The organism is Pediococcus acidilactici, from assembly GCA_024970065.1.
In the GTDB taxonomy this organism is placed as follows: domain Bacteria; phylum Bacillota; class Bacilli; order Lactobacillales; family Lactobacillaceae; genus Pediococcus; species Pediococcus acidilactici_A.
In genome coordinates this window covers 420,497-440,555 of record CP103908.1, presented here as the reverse complement: position 1 = coordinate 440,555, position 20,059 = coordinate 420,497, and the positions used below count along the sequence as shown (strand labels likewise).

General features: G+C 40.4%; 14 protein-coding genes and 1 CRISPR repeat array. Of the genes, 4 read left to right on the top strand and 10 right to left on the bottom strand.

The window, feature by feature from the left end; translation table 11 throughout:
* Positions 1–276: 276 nt before the first annotated feature.
* Positions 277–1,899: a chaperonin GroEL gene (groL, locus tag NYR25_02000; GenBank protein ID UWF34205.1), complete on the bottom strand. Its 1,623-nt coding sequence runs from the start codon at positions 1,897–1,899 to the stop codon at positions 277–279.
* 22 nt (positions 1,900–1,921) lie between these two features.
* Positions 1,922–2,206 (bottom strand): co-chaperone GroES, encoded by a 285-nt coding sequence (gene groES / locus NYR25_01995; GenBank protein UWF34204.1) that lies wholly within the window; start codon positions 2,204–2,206, stop codon positions 1,922–1,924.
* Positions 2,207–2,395: 189 nt separating this feature from the next.
* Between groES and NYR25_01990 the strand changes: the two genes are divergently transcribed.
* The gene (locus NYR25_01990; protein ID UWF34203.1) at positions 2,396–3,043 is read left to right on the top strand and encodes a CPBP family intramembrane metalloprotease; all 648 of its coding nucleotides are present in this window, start codon (positions 2,396–2,398) and stop codon (positions 3,041–3,043) included.
* A gap of 682 nt (positions 3,044–3,725) precedes the next feature.
* Here the strand turns inward: NYR25_01990 and NYR25_01985 are convergent.
* The 5 genes from NYR25_01985 to cas9 form a co-directional block, all read right to left on the bottom strand.
* A complete protein-coding gene (locus NYR25_01985) occupies positions 3,726–3,938 on the bottom strand; it encodes a hypothetical protein (GenBank protein ID UWF34202.1) in 213 nt (70 codons plus the stop codon).
* A 308-nt stretch (positions 3,939–4,246) separates the two neighbouring features.
* A CRISPR array of direct repeats spans positions 4,247–6,262; the repeat unit is 36 nt; unit sequence GATCTTAACCTTATTGATTTAACATCCTTCTGAAAC.
* Positions 6,263–6,290: 28 nt separating this feature from the next.
* Complete coding sequence (gene csn2, locus NYR25_01980; GenBank protein UWF34201.1) at positions 6,291–6,962, bottom strand: type II-A CRISPR-associated protein Csn2; 672 nt, start codon at positions 6,960–6,962, stop codon at positions 6,291–6,293.
* Positions 6,959–7,264, bottom strand: coding sequence for a CRISPR-associated endonuclease Cas2 (gene cas2 / locus NYR25_01975; GenBank protein ID UWF34200.1), 306 nt, complete (start codon positions 7,262–7,264; stop codon positions 6,959–6,961). Before cas2 ends, csn2 begins: the two co-directional genes overlap by 4 nt.
* Complete coding sequence (cas1, locus tag NYR25_01970) at positions 7,242–8,147, bottom strand: type II CRISPR-associated endonuclease Cas1 (protein UWF34199.1); 906 nt, start codon at positions 8,145–8,147, stop codon at positions 7,242–7,244. Before cas1 ends, cas2 begins: the two co-directional genes overlap by 23 nt.
* Positions 8,148–8,364: 217 nt before the next feature.
* Positions 8,365–12,465: a type II CRISPR RNA-guided endonuclease Cas9 gene (cas9, locus tag NYR25_01965; protein UWF34198.1), complete on the bottom strand. Its 4,101-nt coding sequence runs from the start codon at positions 12,463–12,465 to the stop codon at positions 8,365–8,367.
* Between the two features lie 183 nt (positions 12,466–12,648).
* Here cas9 and NYR25_01960 point away from each other — a divergent pair, with 183 nt between their 5' ends.
* Positions 12,649–13,212, top strand: coding sequence for a hypothetical protein (locus NYR25_01960; protein ID UWF34197.1), 564 nt, complete (start codon positions 12,649–12,651; stop codon positions 13,210–13,212).
* A 226-nt stretch (positions 13,213–13,438) separates the two neighbouring features.
* Here NYR25_01960 and NYR25_01955 read toward each other — a convergent pair whose 3' ends face one another.
* The 3 genes from NYR25_01955 to NYR25_01945 all read right to left on the bottom strand — a co-directional run bounded on the left by NYR25_01955 (position 13,439) and on the right by NYR25_01945 (position 18,246).
* Positions 13,439–15,973, bottom strand: coding sequence for a M1 family metallopeptidase (locus NYR25_01955; GenBank protein ID UWF34196.1), 2,535 nt, complete (start codon positions 15,971–15,973; stop codon positions 13,439–13,441).
* A gap of 26 nt (positions 15,974–15,999) precedes the next feature.
* The gene (locus tag NYR25_01950) at positions 16,000–17,409 is read right to left on the bottom strand and encodes an MFS transporter (GenBank protein UWF34195.1); all 1,410 of its coding nucleotides are present in this window, start codon (positions 17,407–17,409) and stop codon (positions 16,000–16,002) included.
* A 192-nt stretch (positions 17,410–17,601) separates the two neighbouring features.
* Positions 17,602–18,246, bottom strand: a complete 645-nt coding sequence (locus tag NYR25_01945; GenBank protein ID UWF34194.1) for an SDR family oxidoreductase — start codon at positions 18,244–18,246, stop codon at positions 17,602–17,604.
* Between the two features lie 468 nt (positions 18,247–18,714).
* On the opposite strand from NYR25_01945, the gene NYR25_01940 reads away from it, so the two are divergent.
* Complete coding sequence (locus NYR25_01940) at positions 18,715–19,464, top strand: hypothetical protein (GenBank protein ID UWF34193.1); 750 nt, start codon at positions 18,715–18,717, stop codon at positions 19,462–19,464.
* 64 nt (positions 19,465–19,528) lie between these two features.
* Positions 19,529–19,966, top strand: coding sequence for a hypothetical protein (locus tag NYR25_01935; GenBank protein UWF34192.1), 438 nt, complete (start codon positions 19,529–19,531; stop codon positions 19,964–19,966).
* Positions 19,967–20,059: the final 93 nt, after the last annotated feature.

The following is a 20,059-nucleotide window of genomic DNA, read 5'->3' as shown; positions in this document are numbered from 1 at the left end:
TATGCAAGTGAAATTCTACTCCAAAACCAGTAAATTAGCTAGCATATTTTTGGATTCTCACTCATATACTGATAATAACAGAATTTAGGCAAATAAAACAAAATTCCTGATTAACTTTTGAGGAGATTTTGCGATAGTCCTCTATCCCGGCATTTGGACACAAAAAAAGACGCGAAATTCGCGTCTTTTCCTGGATTATTCAGTTGCCTTCAGTGATTAATTGCGGGGATGGTTTACCATTTTCGGTAAGCATCTCCATCAGTCACGAAAGTTTGATTACATCATTCCGCCCATACCTGGGTTTGGAGCTGCTGGAGCTGCCGGCTTTTCTTCTGGTAAGTCAGCAACTACCGCTTCCGTTGTTAATAACAATGCGGATACACTAGCAGCGTTTTGAAGTGCTGAACGAGTAACCTTAGTTGGGTCAACGATACCAGCTTCGATCATATCAACCCATTCGTCAGTTGCGGCGTTGTAACCAACACCATCTTTTTGTGTCTTAAGTTTTGTAACGATGACGGAACCTTCTTCACCAGCGTTTTCAGCAATTTGGCGAACTGGTTCTTCAAGAGCACGACGAACGATGTTGATACCAGTTAATTCGTCGCCTTCTGCGTCAAGATCTTCCAAGGAAGCAATCACGTTAACAAGTGCTGTACCACCACCAGGAACGAATCCTTCTTCAACAGCAGCACGAGTAGCGTTCAAAGCATCTTCGATACGGTACTTCTTTTCCTTCAATTCGGTTTCAGTAGCAGCACCAACGCGGATAACTGCAACCCCACCAGCTAACTTAGCAAGGCGTTCTTGAAGTTTTTCCTTGTCAAAGTCAGAAGTTGTTTCACTGATTTGTTGCTTGATCATTGCAACCCGTTCAGCGATTTGTTCTTGGCTACCAGAACCTTCAACGATGGTTGTGTCGTCCTTAGTAACCGTAACCTTGTTTGCTTGACCTAATTGTTCGATTGTAACATCCTTCAAGTTCAAGCCAAGGTCGTCAGTGATAACTGTACCACCAGTTAAGATGGCAATATCTTCAAGTTGTTCCTTACGACGGTCACCAAAGCCAGGTGCCTTAACAGCAACCACGTTGAAAGTACCACGCATCTTGTTCAATACCAAGGTTGGCAATGCTTCACCAGTGATGTCATCAGCAATGATCAAAAGTGAACGGCTTTGTTCAACCACTGATTGAAGTAATGGCAAGATGTCTTGGATGTTAGCAATCTTCTTGTCAGTAATCAAAATGTATGGGTTGTCGAGGTTAGCTTCCATCTTGTCGTTGTCAGTAACCATGTATTGTGACATGTAACCACGATCGAATTGCATACCTTCAACAACGTCGAGAGTTGTGTCAACTCCACGAGATTCTTCGATAGTGATAACTCCGTCGTTACCAACCTTTTCCATTGCATCCGCAATCAACTTACCAACTTCTGGGTTAGCAGAAGAAATTGAAGCGATTTGTGCAATGTCATCCTTTGTCTTTACTTCGTGTGACATGTTGTGCAATGCGGCAACTGCTTTTTCAGTAGCCTTTTCAATACCACGGCGAATACCAACTGGGTTAGCACCAGCAGTAACGTTCTTCATACCTTCGTTAACAATTGCTTGGGTAAGTACTGTCGCAGTTGTGGTACCATCACCAGCAATGTCGTTTGTCTTAGAAGCAACTTCGGATACTAACTTAGCACCCATGTTTTCAAAGTGGTCTTCTAATTCAATTGACTTAGCGATTGTTACACCATCGTTAGTGATTGTTGGTGAACCGTATGATTGTTCCAAAACAACGTTACGTCCTTTTGGTCCAATAGTCGACTTAACGGTATCTGCTAATTTGTCAACCCCTTTTAGCATCTTTGTGCGTGCATCTTCTGAAAACTTAATTTCTTTAGCCATGATCAACACTCCTTTAAATTAATTATTCAACAACTGCAACTAAGTCCTTTTCATGGACAACTAAATATTTTTGGTCTTCGTATGTTACTTCTGTTCCTGCATATTTATCGTAAACTACTGTGTCGCCTACTTTAACGTTCATTGGTAATGTCTTTCCGTCATCTAAAACGCGACCGTTACCTACAGCGACAACTTTACCGGTTTGGGACTTTTCTTTAGCATTGCTTGCCAGAACGATGCCTCCGACAGTTTGTTCTTCTTCGTCTTTAGCTTCTAAAATAACGCGATCTCCTAAAGGTTTTAACACGTGAATCCCTCCAAATTTCTGATAATTAAATGCATGATTGATTTAGCACTCGTTAACCCTAAGTGCTAACTACACTGATAACTATATCATGTTTTTAATAGAATGCAAGTGTTTTTGACCAATATTAACCAATCAAATATAACAACCGTTCAAATATGCTATACTTACAGGAAATAAAGGAGTGTCATGATGAAAATTAGTAAAAGTTCTTTATTAACTTTAATCACTTATTTAGCAATTTTCTTGCTACCGAGCATCATCAACCTGTTCGTTCGATTAGGAGCATCATTCATTTGGGTGGAAACTATCGATTACCTTGTCGGAGCTGCCCTACTGGTGATCATTAACCTAAAAAATAGCGAAATCAATCAAATTGAAACCCGGCGAATTCCCTTTTTCCGAGCAATTGCGTGGGGAATCATCGGAACTGCGTTAGTAATTGTGCTTCAATTTGCAGTTAGCTACCTTACCTTCGTCCTTGGGCAAAACCCTGCTTCCGCAAACACGGCTACGTTAGTTACCCTAGCGAAAATCAATCCATTTTTTGTGTTGGCAATCACCGTCGGGGCTCCCATTATGGAAGAGTTAGTTTTTCGGAAAGTTTTGTTTGGCAATTTAAGTACTCTGTTCGGGATGCGCTCGAACTTAGGTTTGACGATCATGGCGATTATTTCTAGCTTAGCGTTCGCATTTATGCATAACGACAGCCACATCTTTTTGTACGCCGCGATTGGGCTGCTATTTTGCTGGCTGTACCATAAAACGGGACGCATCCAAACTTCAATGATTGCGCACATTTTGATGAACGGCCTAGTGGTATTGCCGCTGGTGATGTAGGAAATTTTAGACGGTCTGACTGGATTGGGATTCGGTTGGGCTGTTTTTTATTGTCTGTAGGGGGTTCTTGCTTTTAGTTATGGTTCGATCACGATCTACTAAATGAAATATAAAGTTGCTACACTCACTTTATTGCGGTTTTTTAGTTTAAAGGGTATACTAACAATTAAAATGATGTTTACCTTTATTAGGAATTTACTAAGGAGACAACTTATTATGAAAAAACATTTTAAATTAGGATTTGCAAATAAACTTATCTTTCTCCTATTTTTCTTTGAGGGGTGCTCAAAAATTGATGTTAATTTCATCTTTAATTTTAAATAACGTTGTTTATCATCTAATATGGTACACATCTTTTCAATTATTTAATACTCCAGATACACAAAACGCTCCTAAAGTTAAAGCAAACTATAGGAGCGTTTATTTTTGCAAATAAAGCTTTCCAACCTTATTCTTATTGATTTAACATCCTTCTGAAACAATAAAGGTAACTTATTTTTATAGTGTAAATGCGTATCTAATAAAATCCGTTCCTAATTGTTATTATGAATTATAACAAAACTACACAAAATTTACATTATAGTATCAATCTTATGATCTAGTGTTCCTTCGAAACTATTAATAGGACCTCGGTCGTTAATGTTCAGCCTCATTGTTTGTTTTCGTCCCCTTTTGAAACAAATTAGGGAATGAAATCTATTAATTTTTCAACTAATAACCCAATGTCGTTCAGTTCGTCGTTAGATGTACGGCCCTTTAAAACTAGAATGTCATGTAGCTTGTCGTCTAATATACACCAATCATCATCAGTATACTCACTGCCAATATCAATATCTGGAATGAACTTTAATAAAGCTTCTAATTCAGCTTCAGAATAAACGTCTTTAACTTTCATTATCGTTCCTTACACACTTGTTAATTTTGAACACTATTATGATTTTTCCAGTTTCAAGGTTGAAAATTACAATAGCTTGCTTTTCTTATAGAAGCGTTTCGCTATTCTTTCTAGAGCTATCTTCAATGTACATTGTTTTTACTGATTTAACAATTTTATCATTGTACGTACACCTTTGATATATTTTCTCGACAGTATGCGTACTTAAGCCCTTTAGTCCGACACCCTTCTGCATCCTCAACTTTTCGATTTTATCTTCGTATCACTATACAGTTCTCTTTACCAAAAACGTCGCTCTTCGCCATTATGATCCTAACCTTATTGATTTAACATCCTTCTGAAACAAAATAATCAGCGAACGTTTCTTGCTGATCGATCTTAACCTTATTGATTTAACATCCTTCTGAAACATCGTTGGCGACATCCTTCCAGAGCCGTTCGATCTTAACCTTATTGATTTAACATCCTTCTGAAACCAATAAACCTCTCTAAATCGCTAATTGGTAGATCTTAACCTTATTGATTTAACATCCTTCTGAAACTCATTGCAATTAACAGCCCACAATTTTGGGGATCTTAACCTTATTGATTTAACATCCTTCTGAAACCACCCGAATTAGCGTTATTCATTGTAATTAGATCTTAACCTTATTGATTTAACATCCTTCTGAAACGGATGATTCCTTTTCTGACTGCGAAACGGAGATCTTAACCTTATTGATTTAACATCCTTCTGAAACCCAAGATAAAACTATAACATGGTCAAGATTGATCTTAACCTTATTGATTTAACATCCTTCTGAAACTGAAGCGATGGAATTTATAGAAAAAGTGAAGATCTTAACCTTATTGATTTAACATCCTTCTGAAACTTGTTTTAAAGCTTGATAGTCGCCTTTCTGGATCTTAACCTTATTGATTTAACATCCTTCTGAAACTGGCGATTACACCGACGTGATGAAAGGACGGATCTTAACCTTATTGATTTAACATCCTTCTGAAACCGATATACAATTATCAGTGTTAAGAAATGTGATCTTAACCTTATTGATTTAACATCCTTCTGAAACCGATATACAATTATCAGTGTTAAGAAATGTGATCTTAACCTTATTGATTTAACATCCTTCTGAAACCGATATACAATTATCAGTGTTAAGAAATGTGATCTTAACCTTATTGATTTAACATCCTTCTGAAACCATCTAATCCCTCCTCCCCAACTAAATAATGATCTTAACCTTATTGATTTAACATCCTTCTGAAACCATCAGTATAATCAATGTGTAGTTCATCCAGATCTTAACCTTATTGATTTAACATCCTTCTGAAACGACAACGAGAGCAATGAACCGTTATTAAAAGATCTTAACCTTATTGATTTAACATCCTTCTGAAACGCCAAAGGTAGATGGCGCTGAAGGTGAACGGATCTTAACCTTATTGATTTAACATCCTTCTGAAACTGTAAACCTAGCTTATCAAGCTATGACAAAGATCTTAACCTTATTGATTTAACATCCTTCTGAAACGCCAAAGGTAGATGGCGCTGAAGGTGAACGGATCTTAACCTTATTGATTTAACATCCTTCTGAAACTTTCCATTCTGCCGACTTATAGTCGATTACGATCTTAACCTTATTGATTTAACATCCTTCTGAAACTTTCAGACCGTTTACGCGGTGTTCCAACCTGATCTTAACCTTATTGATTTAACATCCTTCTGAAACCACAGTATAAAGTTTACGAGCAACACTCAAGATCTTAACCTTATTGATTTAACATCCTTCTGAAACAGACTTTATCTTATCTATAAACAATAAAAAGATCTTAACCTTATTGATTTAACATCCTTCTGAAACTAGCATGTTCACTAGGAACATCATTACTAAGATCTTAACCTTATTGATTTAACATCCTTCTGAAACATCAAAATCCAATATCTACCAAAACAACTTGATCTTAACCTTATTGATTTAACATCCTTCTGAAACAGCCGATGTGGAGCTTCTCACGGCTTTAGTGATCTTAACCTTATTGATTTAACATCCTTCTGAAACACGACATGACCGAAATTGAACAATTGGAACGATCTTAACCTTATTGATTTAACATCCTTCTGAAACTCTGGAGTGTATTCAAACATGCTATCCGTAGATCTTAACCTTATTGATTTAACATCCTTCTGAAACTTATCCCAATTTCCTTTGCTAACCATTTTTGATCTTAACCTTATTGATTTAACATCCTTCTGAAACGGATTATCACCACAATTTACATGATTCCAAGATCTTAACCTTATTGATTTAACATCCTTCTGAAACCGTTATTTTCTAACTAAAATTTCATCAATTATCGATGCCAATCAACAAAGTCATTGTCAATGTAGTAGAATTCGCTATTTCCATAGGCCTCCTGATTGCCTATTTCTGTGAATTCGATTAGTAAGAGTGCTTGATTCGTTTGACTTACTAGCTGGGTAAGTTCTTCAATTTGGGTTGCCGTTAAATAATGCGCGACATTAGTTAACACAACACACGAATTAATCGCACACTCCTCGTGGATCTTCAAAATCGCTTCAATTATACCATACGGGTTACCAGAACTTAGCGGATCAAAGTGCACTCCACAATATTTCAATAATTTTTTCAAATCAAAATCATAATTAACGCTAATCGGTAAATCTAGCATAAATAATTGTTCAGCAACCGTATTAAATAGTTGGTTGACTTGATCGTGAATTTGGTTACGTTGCTCATCCACCAATCCTTCGGCAAAAACCCGTTCAATCTTAGTTAAATACTTTTGAATAACTAAGTCTTGGGTTCCTACGTCGCCAACCCAATCGAAAACTTTACTAATTTCGAGCTCTTTGTAGTTTTCATCAAAAGCTAAAATCAATTCGTTGCGTTCCTGCATGCCATTTACTAAATCGGTATAAACCGTGGGATTATTGGTTCCTAAAACCGTAATTGCTTGAGGTTTAAGTTCCACCGGTTCATGGGTTCGATACGTTAGCTTCATAGGATCACCGTCCGATCAGAGGTATTACGCACGTCTTTTACCCGTTCACCAACCAAAAAGTGCATGTCATTATATTGCTTTTCAGTTAACGTGAGGGCCTGAATTGTGCCATTTTCGGGTAAATAAGTTTTGATGCGGTTTTCCATAAACGTCGCCGATTTTTTATTCACGCATACGCGAACATAAACAGAATATTGAATCATCAAAAAGCCTTCGTTAATTAACGCTTTTCTAAACTGCCGGTATTGTTTTCTTTGCGCCGCTGTCTCAACTGGTAAATCAAACATTATCATTAATCGCATTATTCGGTACCTCATCGCTTAACTCCATTTCAATCGTAAAACTGTTAGCTTTCCCCGCTAAATACTTCAAACAATTCCGTACGTGATCGGTAATCGCATTACGTAAAATCGTCTTCTTACCGTTGTACTTAAGTTCCAAACTCAAAAGTTCCACCAACCCATACTTAATGTCAGGCGTAAGTTGATTAAATTTTTGATTTGCCACCCAGCAATCCACAACCGGCCGAAAGGGTTCCATCAAGTCTGAAGCCAAGTTAAACTGGTTTTCCTCGCTATCATGATGAATCCCTAAATATGTAACGTAGCCATTCGCCACGATTTCCTGGTTTACGGCCGATAATAAAATTGAGTAACCATAATTCAACGCCGCGTTAACAACCGAACCGTCCCTCCTCGTAAAACCGCTTTCAAACAATAACGGAAAATATTTGTGCGCTACCACCGCTTCCCGATTGGTTAAATCATTCAATTCCAATTTTTCCAATTCCGCTACTAGTTCATCGGTCGAATGATCTAATAAATTCAAAACGTTAATTTGATTGATGATTTTATTAGCCACTAACTTCGTCCACAATATTTGTTGTAACTGTGAGTCCCAGTTAACTTGTTCTCGTAGCAGCTGGGCGGTCCGGTTAGCGGGATAATAGCCGTAAATTTCGCTAATCGGTTCCCGCGCTTCATCGGTAAATATAATTTTGACGTTTTTCTTTGATAGCTCACTAATTAACGCCGTCGTGATTACCGCTTGCGTCGTTGAAATTAGCAACAGACTAACGTCGTCAACCGGAATTTGATTAATTCCGTCGTTGGTCTGCACGATCATCGCATGTGCCGAATACGACAATTTAGCGTGCTGGGTGATGATTACTGATCTCCATCCCATATTTTTAAAACCTCCTTGATTTTACCAGTATTCTGGTTTATATTAATGGTGTTGGGTAGCTCCCAACTTTTAACCTTATTGATTTAACATCCTGTTTTTTGAAATCAAACAATGCACTTTGTGCGGAGTTTATCCATTTGTTCCAGCTATCTGGGCAATACATAGTGAAAGAGGAACCGACCCTTAATGGGACGGCTCCTCTTTTTTGCTGCTCTCATTAAAGATCGCTTAATTTAATTTTACGTTCAAATAATCCTGATGGTGATTGGTGAATTAGAATCGCATTTTCTGATAATTCAATACCATTTTGCGCTTGCATTTTACCAAATGGAGTCGCAATTCCAATTGGCTTTAAATTGCCAAGTGTTGCGTTAGCATGCAATCCCTTCAAAATCTCCAGAATCATTTCACGCTTACCGTGTGCAACTACTTTCCGTCCCTCATACTTGGTTTCGGCTGGTAAATCAATAAATTGATTCCGATTATCGTTTAATTTCTTCCGGAAACCGTTGATATCGTATAAATCAAAAGATTGATTAACAATTGATAAGATTTCATCGTAAACTGCGATTAAATTATCGTCTTTCTGCGTCTCATCAAATTTTCGGTCATCCTTAATTACTTGCAGAGCTTTTTCTGACAAAACTAGTTGCTTAGCATTATATTTATACGTCGAACTGCCCAACATCATTTTAACGGGACCATCTTGAACTAATTGCCGGTAGTGCACCTTATCCAGTACTATTCGGAATTCTGTTTTCTTGATTCCCTTTTTAGTACTCTTTGTAAATTGTGGCGCGATAACTTCATGAAGCGCCTGTAAATACTGCTGTGAATCTTGTTGCTTTAACTTCTCTAATTTGGCAGCCGCCCGAGTTGGAATTCCGACCACCTTGAAATATTTGCCCTTCTTTTTATCTTCTAAGGCAACGATTGCAAGATAGGCGTCCGTATTTCCACTATAACCACCATATAAATCCGTAGGCCGGTCTTCTTTAATCGGAATTAGTTTTCCACGGTAATTCTTTGGATAAACAGTTTGGTTAAATAATTCTGCTCTTCGAGTGGTGATTTCCCGAGAAACAATCATAAACTTATAGTTATAAACCTTCTTAATCTGCTTGATGGTCTCATTCGGTGCCACGTTTGACCACAAGATTTCACCAGTTTCGGGATCTGTAACATTTTTCAACCGTTCGATCCGATTCAAAAAGTTAAATCGTCCGTCTCCAACCTCGATATCTTCATTGTCACTAAATTTTTTGAACTTGCCATAGACAAAGTATGGCCGTAATTTTGGATAACATTTATACAGATAATTTCCAATAAAGATGGTTAAATAAGCGTCAAAGGCATGGTGATAGTCGTTAACTTCCCGCACCTTAACCAAATCAAACATTTTCCGCATTTGAGAGTTCATTTTCGCTGGAACTTCGATAATTTCGGTATCCTTATCGTAAATCCCATTTAAAATATTAGCCGTCAGTTTGATAACTTGACTGGTTTCCACAAGTTGCCGGTTAATAAATCCCTTTTGGGCGTATTTACTGATATTATCCGGATCGGTAATTAAGTTATTATACTTTCGTTTGGAAATCATCCCATTATCCAGCAAGCGTCGCCAAAACGAGCTCATTTTCTTACCAAACAGTTCAACTGGTACGTTATCGCTTTTTCCGTTGTTAACCGCCCGAATCGTCAATACCCGGTTGTCCAAACTATCGTCTTTAATAAACGACTGCGGCAAAATGTGGTCAACATCGTAATCGTTCAACCTATCTAGACTAATAGTGTCCCCAGTATAAACATCCCGGCCTAATTGAGTAAAGTACAGGTAGTACTTATCTGATAAAACGTGCTTATTTTCCTTAAATTCAGCTAGTTCGGCAGTTAACCCCGCATCTACAACTTCTTCGGCACTTTCATAAAGTTTTTCCAAGGTCCGCAAACGGCTTTGCGTCCGTTGAGGGTTCGCCGCGGCTTCACGGGTAAACTCAATCGCGATTTTTTCAGGTGGGTTACCCACTGCTTTTTCAATATCTTGGACAACCTTCACCACTTGACGGATTGCCTTCTTATTTTGTGGCGAAGTGTACGCATCCCCCAAAATATTTTCAATATTCTCCCAAACATTATTCGGGTCATTGCCCTCAAATTGTTTTTCGTTGGCCTGTTGAATCAGTGCCGCAAATTCTGGGCGACTTTGAATTTGCATGAAGTTTTCGGTCGAACGCCACATTTCGTCTAAAATTGAGTATCCTTCCGCGTTCTTTAGCCCAGTTAAGAGCTTCTTGGAAAGCCGGCCCCATCCTTTGTAACGTTTAGCCACCAGTTGTTGAATCTGCTTTTCAGATAGCCAACCCAGGGCTTGTAATTTTGCCTTGAAGATTCCCCGATCCTCAAAAATTGTCGACCATTCCACGATTTGTTCTAAATCCTCTTGGAATTGTGGATCGTTTACCCGCTCTCCAAACATGTCTTTGAAACCAATATAAGTTGACAGACTTGATAAAAATTTCTTTGGATCGGCCAATCCGCCCACGGTAGGCGCGGTCGCAGCCTTCTTTTCGTTAACGTAATAATTTTGGAGTGCTTTAATGGAAACCGTTCTTTGTTGCTTAAACAAATCATTATAAACGTCTTGCTTATCCTTAAGTGTCAAATGCCGCCCATTAATTTTTAAATTATTCAGTTCATTAAGCACCACAAATTTTTGATAAATCATGCTTTCCGCAGGTAAGACATCTTCGCCAAAAAGATACGTATCTTTGGTAGTCATCCGACGAATAAATCGGTTTGCGGATTCCATCCGGTCAACTTTTTCGTCAAAATTCCATGGTGTAATTGGGCCAGCAGCCTTCCGTTTCATCCATGCAAACACGTTTTCTTTATTTTGAGCTTGTTCTTCCGGCGTTACCAACGGCCCCACGTAGTACGGGATCTTAAAGGCAATCAATTCGTCTAGTTTGTAAGGGGCATCTTTACGGCGCTTAACGTTCGGATTCGGCTCCGCCAAAAATGGATAATATTTAGATTGCTTTTCAATAATTTGGTCGAGCTCCTGTTGATGCAGTTGATGAGGGATTGCCCCATTTTGCCCAGTCCGTTGCTTAGGCATGAACTGGTCTAGCTGAATTAAACGTTTAATTTCTTTTGCTTCTGTTGAATCATCTAAGTTCTTTTCCACAGCCTTGTAGAAATCGTCTTTGTTTTGGGTTTTGTCGTCCGTCTTACCAACATAGGCCGTGTACGTTTCCTTCAGCGCTTTTGCTTTCTTAGCATCCGGATGATACTCAATCACCTTTTTCAATAGTTCTAGATGGTGACGGTGGTCTTTATATTTTTCAACCATCGCCGCAGACAACGAATTACCATCTTTTGTAATTTCATTTAATGAAAACCAGTTATGTAATCTTTGCAAAAGGTCAACAATTTCCAAACGGTTTTCATCTAAACCGGCCGTAAATTCTTCTAATTTATCGTCCGCCCCCTCGTCGTTTAACTTCAAGGACCAGTCCATGTCCGTCTCAACTTGGAGGAGCACGTCAAGCTTGAACTTATAGTTCAAAATCGCATTAACAAACTGCGTAACGATTTTCTTGTTTTCACTCTGTAACGCCTTGTTGCTTGCGGGAAGCAGCATCACCTTTACTAGTTGTTTTTTCTTATCCATTTTATAGATGGTTGTGCTGCTAAGAACTTCCTTAACATCCGCCACTTGTTCTAAATCAAAGGCCAGCTCATTGTCGGGAATAATCTCTTCATAAAGCTGGTTTAGCCGATCAAATAACGTATCGAGCTCAATATTTTCTACTTTAAACGACCGCATCGGCGTTCCGTTTAAGAAATTCCCCCGATACTTAATAATGTGATGGACCGCTAAATAAATTTCCCGAATATCAAACTTCCGGTCTTCTTCCATCAACGCCTTTCGTAAATGGTAAATTGTGGGATATTCCTCATAGAATTGATAATCTTTCCGTTCTGGGAATAAAAGTGAGCCCTGAAAAGACTTCTTTGGATCCAAATTTGACCGGTTCGATTCTTTTAGCCGTGCCAAAAAGGTGGGGTCCACCTCGGCAAGGTGCGCATCAAAAATTTCATTTAATAAATTGATCCGCCACCGGCGCCGGGATAATCTCCGCCGCGTAGTCCGAAAGCCACGCCGATCCGCCGCCGTTTTGCCCTCTTCAAAAAGGCGTACCCCAATTGCCGTCTTTCCCTTAACTCGAATGGGTTGGTTATTTTCGTCAACTGCCGCAAAGCCAATTGATGACGTCCCGATATCGAGACCAAGGTTATACTTTCTGTCACCCATATAAAATTCCTCCTCAACGTTATTAATCTCACTATATCGTTTTTTCCCCGATTACTCAACGGATTTTAAGCGGTTTCAACGTTATTAAATTAATCTTTTGCGTACCTTGAAGTTTTGCTTGAGTATGCTAGAATTAACTAAATTATTAGCATTAAATTCATCGATCCGGGGGAGGATTTTACCATGAAAAAAATCGCGTCAATCGCTATCTTAGCAGTCCTACCATTAACTTTGGCAAGCTGTGGCACCCATTCTACTTCTAACTCTGATACATCTTCCAAGTCTAGTAAGACCGAAAAGGTGGCCAAGTTATCAAGTAAGTCGGCGGCTAGCAAGGACACTAAATCGAGTTCAACTGATAAAGATACTAACTCGTCGGCTAGCGCAAATTCTTCAAAAAATTCGACTAGCTCCAGTTCCGCATCATCTTCGAAGAGTGCAACTACTAACTCAAGTAGTTCTACCGACAACCAAATGTCCCGTAGCGACTTAACGAAGGCAGAAAAGAAGAATGGCAATCGGCCCCTTGCTGACGAAAAAATTCAAAATGAACAAGCAGCAGTTGCCCTCCTAACTGAAAAATACGGCAACCAAAATTGGAAAGTGGCCTTTAGTTCCATTGGCAAGTCTTCACCAATTTATTTCCACATCACCTCCCCTAAACACGGGTCTTACTACGTTTACGCAAATGGCGACGTCCAAAGCGCGGACGGGGACCTTTCCAACCACCAAATCGTTAACAAATAACTACACCGCACTTTAGGCAAATTAAAAACGAGCGCATTGGCCAAAAGTCGGGTAGTTTGCAAGCACTAACTAAAAAGCGACCATTATTATGTCTAAATTTAGCATAATAATGGTCGCTTTTAGGTTAAGCGGGACAAACTAGCTTTTGGTGTGTGTTGACTCTAATAGAACCAACCCGCAAAAGGAACTTTCAGTTTTTTCGCAGTCGCTCGCTTTATTTATCACGTTACTTAATTGCTTGGGCTACCGCAGCTTGTACAGCATCCCTTTCTGTTTCAATTAGTGCGACTCGGGTTTCAATTACCTTAATATCCATCGTAATTTCCCGAGTTAATCCTGGAGTTGCTAGTTTTGGTTCAAAGAATGTTTTGAATTCGGCTAGACGCGTCGGTGTTTGGAAAATTCCCGCAATCACCGTAATGTAGGTGGCAAATTCCATGTCGCCGCCCACCGTGTCTTCTAGCCATTGCCATTCGTCACGAATCCAGTTCCATGCCGGGCCTTGTCCTTGAGGGTTAGCCAATACGCCACGGAACCACGCCCGCAAGTCTTGCGGTTTGATTACTTGCGCATTTTCAAACTGTTGAACTAGTTGTTGAATCAATGGTAAGGATGGTGTGGACGTAAGCGCCTGGCAAAGGTCACTCTTGTAGCTCGCGTCGCTTGTCCGTTGATATTCTTTAAGCAACCGATCAAAAAGCTCAGGGCTACCAAAGTGTTCAACTTCATTTCGGATCACTAAGGAACGAATTGCAGCCGGTAATTTTGGCAACTGCGCTTCATTTTCCACAAATAATTGGTGAGCTTGTGCGGTAACTGCTGGATTTTCCGCATACAAAGCCGCCTTCAACACCATCGGACGCATCAACTGGTCGTCGTTGGTTTCACCAGCCGCCGCTTGCCAGCCTAACCGTTGGGCTGGTGCTTGACTTAATTCATCAAAGAACTTCTTAAGTTGTTTTTCTGCCGAACTTTGTGGAGCAACGAACTTCTTTAAACCATTTGCCACCCGGTATAACATCTCGGTTACGAGCGCAGAATCGGTTTTCGCAAAGCGTGGTAATAAAGGCACGATCTCCGCGTAGGAAATCTGTTTGCCTTCCGCCAACAAACGGAGGTCTTGCAACAGTTGAAGCTGGTCGATTGCGGTCAGTTGCTCCCAATCAGCTAAAATATCGTCTAATAACCGTTGGTCGTAGCGCACGATGAAATGCGAACTGTTGCCCACGTTCAAACGGAACGGTTGTTGGTTTCGGTCTCGTAAGTCTTGGTAATCTCCTAAATTCAAGGTTTTCGTCTGTAGTAAGGCCGGAACCTCTGAGTAGTTTCCGTTCAGCGGAATCTGCCATAGGCGTTGTTGATCTTGTCCTTCACCAATGAAGAATTGTTGTTGTTCAAGTACCAGGTCACCATTTTCAACTTGGGCGGTCACCACTGGGTATCCCGGTTGATCTAGCCACGTATGCATGATGTCGCCAATTGGCATGTTCGCGGCTTCCCCGAGTGCTTGCCACAAATCGTTTCCGGTAGCATTTCCGTACTGGTGGTTTGCAAAGTACTTTTGCAGTCCTTGACGGAGAGCGTCGTCGCCAATCAAAGCGCGGACCATTACCAACATTCGGGCTCCCTTTGCATAAACGATGGCTCCATCAAAGAGGGCGTCAATCTCAGCCGGATCATTGACTTGGACGTGTACGGATTGCACTCCGTCCGTGGCATCCCGTTGCAAGGCTGCGCCTGCTTCAGAATTTTGGAACAATTCCCAAATTTGCCAATCGGGTTCCAAAGCGTCAACGGCCACGTATTCCATCATGTTGGCAAAACTTTCGTTTAACCAAAGGTCGTCCCACCACTGCATGGTTACTAAGTCACCAAACCACTGGTGCGCTAACTCGTGAGCAATTACCGTGGCCACCACCTGTTTAGTGCGTAAAGTGGTGTTCTTTGGATCGAGCAAGAGGTAGGCTTCCCGATAAGTTACCAAGCCCCAGTTTTCCATCGCACCGGCTGAAAAATCTGGCAAGGCTAGTTGCCATGAATGTGGTAGTGGATACGGGGTTTGGTAGAAGTCTTCGTAAAATTCAATCGCTCGTTTGGCAATGTCCAAAGCAAAATCCAATTCTTGCGGTTGATGAGCCTTCGTAGCGAAAACGCCCACTTGAACGCCACTCTTAGTTTTAGTTTGCTTACTTTGCAAATCACCAAAGGCAAACGCGATTAAGTACGTAGACATTTTTACCGTACGTTCAAAATAGTGGTAACCATCCTCGACCTTAGTTTCTGGCATGTTGCTCAATACCACTTCGCCCGGATGTTCGTCGAACTTAATTGCTAAATCAAAGGTGGCCTTGGCTTCCGGTTCGTCCACGCACGGAAAGGCTTGCCGCGCAAAGGTGGTTTCAAACTGGGTTCCCACCAATTGCTTGGTTTCCCCGTTCACTTCGTAATATGAAGGATAAATCCCCATCATCGTGTCAGTTAACTTGGTGGTGTATTTGATTTCCAAAGTTACCGTTCCGGTCTGCGGTAATTTAACGTGAATTGCTTCCGCGGCTTGATCAACGGTAAAGTCGCCTGTTGCACCATTTACCTGCAGTTCTTCAATTTGCAGGTCCTTTTGGTGGATGTCAATTTGGGAACTTAACGCCTCCCCAGTAATGGTGGTCGTTCCTTTAATTTCCTTTGTTTCCCGACTAATTGCTAACTTAATTTGATAATTAGTTGGGTGAAATTTAGTATAAAATCGTTCAATATTCGCCATGCTGCTCCTCCTATTTTGCCCGGCGCCTATAAATCAACGCCCTTTTCTTCTGGCAAATTCTTTAAATTAACCAAATGGTGGAAAAACACAAAGATTACGCAACCGAAAATCACTAGCAAAATAAATGCTAGCTGACTCCCTGCGCTTACGTTTTGCGCGTGGGTGTAGCCCGGGCGCTTAACCGATCCCATCAATAGCGCTAAGATAGTCGTTCCGATTGCTCCGGTAACCTGTTGCCCAGTATTATACAACGCGTTGGCGTCGTTTTGAAATTCTTTGTCAATATGTTTTAGTCCGTACGCGACCGAATTTCCAAACGCCATCGAGCGGCCAATCGCAAAAATTAAGTAGGCAATCGTGATTCCAACCACCCCTAATTGAGGTCCCCAGCACATTAAGCCGACCAGCGCTAAGGTAAATAAAATGTCTCCGGTATACAAGGGCACTTTTCCGCCAAACCGATCCAACAGCCATCCATACAATGGTTGTCCAAACCCGTTAAACAAACTCCCCGGCAGTAAGATTAGCCCGCCAACTAACGAAGTCGCCTGAAAAACATCCTGCACGTAATTAGGTAACAGGAAGTTAATCCCTACGTTTGCAAATTGCAGCATTATATATGGTAGAAAACTGTATAAAAAGGCCGGTTGTTTAAAAACTTGCAGTGAAAATAAAGCTTTGGTTGCGGTGTGCGAGCGTTTAACAAATAGCATGGTTAAACCAATGCTGACGACCAGCAACCCTACAAAAGTCCCCAATTGCATTTCTCCGAGGGCGTTCAATCCGACAATCAAACTAACTAACGCCAGCCCCAACAAAAGGAATCGGGTCCAGTCAAACGCGTAGTGCTGGTCAGTAGGCGCGTACTGCTTGATGACCTTCATGCCAAGCAACATTAGCACTAACGCAACGGGTAAAGTTGACCAAAAAATCATCCGCCAACTGTTGAACGCGACTACCGCCCCGCCAAACGTGGGACCAAGTGCCGGTGCAATCAAAATAATCAAGTTTGCCATTCCAATGTAAGTCCCCAATTTATGCTGGGGGACTACGTCTAGAATGATGTTGACCATCAAGGGCGTGCATAGCCCCACACACCCTGCCTGAATTAACCGACCGGCTAGTAAAACCCAAAAGTTAGTCGCAAGCCCACAAATTAGATCACCGCTACTAAATAAGATTGCCGCAGCGGTGAACAACTGCCGGTTGGTAAATCGACGTTTCATGTAAGCTGACGTTAACATTACTAAGGCCGCCATCAATAAGTATCCAGCGGTCACCCACTGAACCGTGTTGAGGGATACGTGAAACTCTTTCATTAAAGCTGGGAAAGTTACGTTCATTGAGGTTTCCGTCAAAATCCCCATAAAGGACATCAACGCCACTACCGCCACCACGATCATCGGATTGGTGTGCCGCGTATTTTGTGCTTCCATATTTTTCTTCCTCTCTCATTTTCATCAAACGTGCTTCTACCATAATGAAAATAATTCAGGAAAATGTCAAATCTATAATGAAAAGTCCAATTCATTTTCACAAACAAAATATTTTATGGATAAAATATAAAACGCCAAGAATCACGTTAATGGATTCTTGGCGTACTGGGGGATATTCTAGTTGGTTAAAATTTATACGTTAGCCAACGCTTGGTCGATCGTTTGACTACCACTGCTCATCATAAATACTTTTTTAACAGTATTTGGATGTTTCAAAACGTCTGCTAGAACCTTTGCCACGTCTGGAATTGGGTTGGTCTTTTGTGGGAAATCTTTACCGATGTAAATTTGGCCAGTTCCCTCTTCCTCGGTCAAACTAGTTGGCTGAACAATGGTGTAATCCAAATCAGTGTCATGAACGAGGTAGTTGTCCGCAAAGAACTTGGCAGTGGTGTAATCCAAGAGGTCTGCCAAACCGTCTTCATGCCACTTACGTTCCGATTCCAATGTGTATAGTGAACTTAGCATGACGTAGCGTTTGATTCCTAATTTTTCCGCCGCTTGCATGGTTTTAACTGCGCCCATTGCGTCAGTTTGCAATAAGTCGGCGCCTCGCGAACCAGCAGTGAAGTAAACGGCGTCGCTTCCCTTCATTAAGTCGGCGATGGCATCTACCCCGTCGTGCAAATCAAGTTTTACCGCAGACACGTGATCCATCTCAACAACGTTTTCAGGATGCCGCGCTCCAGCAACCACTTCGTTACCATCCGCAACTAAATTCTTAATTAAGGCGGTAGCAACCCGACCAGAGCCACCCGCAATAAATATCTTTGCCATTTTCCGTTCCTCCTAATTAGCTAATCTTAATCTACGCTATCTATGATAGCTAACTTTTTGTAAGCATTCAAGCAACTACACTTTGGTAACTTAGTTTTATCGTAGTAATTATAAAAAGTCAGTTAATTAATGCTGACGATATCACATTAGTTCATTTTTAATGATCTCGCGTTTTATAAACTATATAACTTAAGTTTTCATGAATATATTAAGTGATTTTTGCACATCAGTAGAAAATTCCGGCAAAACGATATTTAAAAACCACAACATTGCGCTGATTTTTCAAACCGTTTTGGGTTATTGTTATATCATTTTCATTCTAATTTTTATATGCATATATTATTTGATATACTAACATTATAAAATTAGGCAATTATCTTTTTGAAAGGAGTTGGTTTTGAAAAACATTTATTGCTACGTATTTTAGAATCCACTCGTATTAACTATTTACTTTTTGGAGGAGTTTAAATGAAGAAAAGTTACGTCTTAGTCGCATTACTTACCATTCCATTAATGTTGGGATCCTGCGGCAGCCAAGCTAAAACAAAGCAATCATCTTCAGTAACTAGTAAAACTAACAAAGTCGCTAAACAATCGCGGTCAAGTAGTTCAACAACTACTAAAAAGGCCCGAAAGCATTCTGCCCAGAACACTGCCATCAAAACTCAGGATAAAGAGAAAATTGCGGTAATGCTTTTCCAAATGTGTTACCCCGATGATGATATCATGCAAGAAATCAATTTTGGGATTTGGCAAAATGATGGCGGAAACTTTGTTGGAAATGGTGGGCCCGTTTGCATCGTTTCATATCAAATTGAAGGCAACAACGTAAAATATTCTCGCAAAGCTAATAAACACTACCCCCCATTTAAAACTATTAGTTTAGCTGAATTAGAACAACGCTACTACTCTACACCTGCACAGGTTAAGCAGGTCGACGACATCATCGTTAAAATTCACCAAGGTCAAAAAAGTCCCCAAAGTTTTGACAGTACCCACGGCAAGGTTCATCTGACTACTGACGCTGAAGCAATTGCTTACGCAACCAAAAAACAAGGTGATCAAGGCTGGACCGTCCACGTAAAAAACGTTGAAGGTGGTAACACATATTGGTCTTTGGACAATGCCGATGGAAAAAACATTGGGTTAAAATCGGATGGTACTTTTGCTTCTGATACTGACGGAGACGGCAGCTATAACGTACCTGCGGGTTGGTGATCCCGCACATCTCAACTTAAGATATACCATGTGAAAATACATAAAAAGAACGGAGAAATGATCAATGGATAAACTTAAAGAAACTTTGAACGGAAAAAATGGCAAGACTATCAAGCTTGTTGGAGTGATTGTTATAGTACTCTGTGTATTTTTTGCATTTAAAACGCTGAATAACCCTGCGCGGGACTTTAATGGGCATTCTTATTATGTTGTAACTGAAAGCGAAAAGCCTGAAAGTTATGATGATGCTAAAAATGATAGTGAAGGCTACGTACGTTTTCATAACGATGGAACTACTAGTGGCTTCTTAGCTAGTGGAGACTGGAAAATTAAAGATCACAAAATGTACATCCATTTTGATGCTGAAGAAGAAACTGGCTCAGAATCGGAAGACGATGACTACGTCGATTTAAGTGCTAAAACTAAAATTAATGGTCATGTTGCTTTTCCAGAAAAAGATTCATCTGGAGAGATCAGTGAATGGTGGGTTCAAGCAAAATAAGGATGAACAACATCAACACCTCACTCTAGCCCAGCTTAACTTATAAAAAAATGCACGCCGAGAAAATATTATCGGCGTGCATTTTATTTGGGA

Coding starts and splice junctions, on each gene's coding strand:
- cas2 (UWF34200.1), bottom strand. CDS start 7,264: ATGCGATTAATGATAATGTTTGATTTACCAGTTGAGACAGCGGCGCAA.
- NYR25_01960 (UWF34197.1), top strand. CDS start 12,649: ATGAAAAAAATCGCGTCAATCGCTATCTTAGCAGTCCTACCATTAACT.
- NYR25_01945 (UWF34194.1), bottom strand. CDS start 18,246: ATGGCAAAGATATTTATTGCGGGTGGCTCTGGTCGGGTTGCTACCGCC.
- NYR25_01955 (UWF34196.1), bottom strand. CDS start 15,973: ATGGCGAATATTGAACGATTTTATACTAAATTTCACCCAACTAATTAT.
- NYR25_01990 (UWF34203.1), top strand. CDS start 2,396: ATGAAAATTAGTAAAAGTTCTTTATTAACTTTAATCACTTATTTAGCA.
- NYR25_01935 (UWF34192.1), top strand. CDS start 19,529: ATGGATAAACTTAAAGAAACTTTGAACGGAAAAAATGGCAAGACTATC.
- NYR25_01985 (UWF34202.1), bottom strand. CDS start 3,938: ATGAAAGTTAAAGACGTTTATTCTGAAGCTGAATTAGAAGCTTTATTA.
- csn2 (UWF34201.1), bottom strand. CDS start 6,962: ATGAAGCTAACGTATCGAACCCATGAACCGGTGGAACTTAAACCTCAA.
- cas1 (UWF34199.1), bottom strand. CDS start 8,147: ATGGGATGGAGATCAGTAATCATCACCCAGCACGCTAAATTGTCGTAT.
- groL (UWF34205.1), bottom strand. CDS start 1,899: ATGGCTAAAGAAATTAAGTTTTCAGAAGATGCACGCACAAAGATGCTA.
- NYR25_01940 (UWF34193.1), top strand. CDS start 18,715: ATGAAGAAAAGTTACGTCTTAGTCGCATTACTTACCATTCCATTAATG.
- cas9 (UWF34198.1), bottom strand. CDS start 12,465: ATGGGTGACAGAAAGTATAACCTTGGTCTCGATATCGGGACGTCATCA.
- NYR25_01950 (UWF34195.1), bottom strand. CDS start 17,409: ATGGAAGCACAAAATACGCGGCACACCAATCCGATGATCGTGGTGGCG.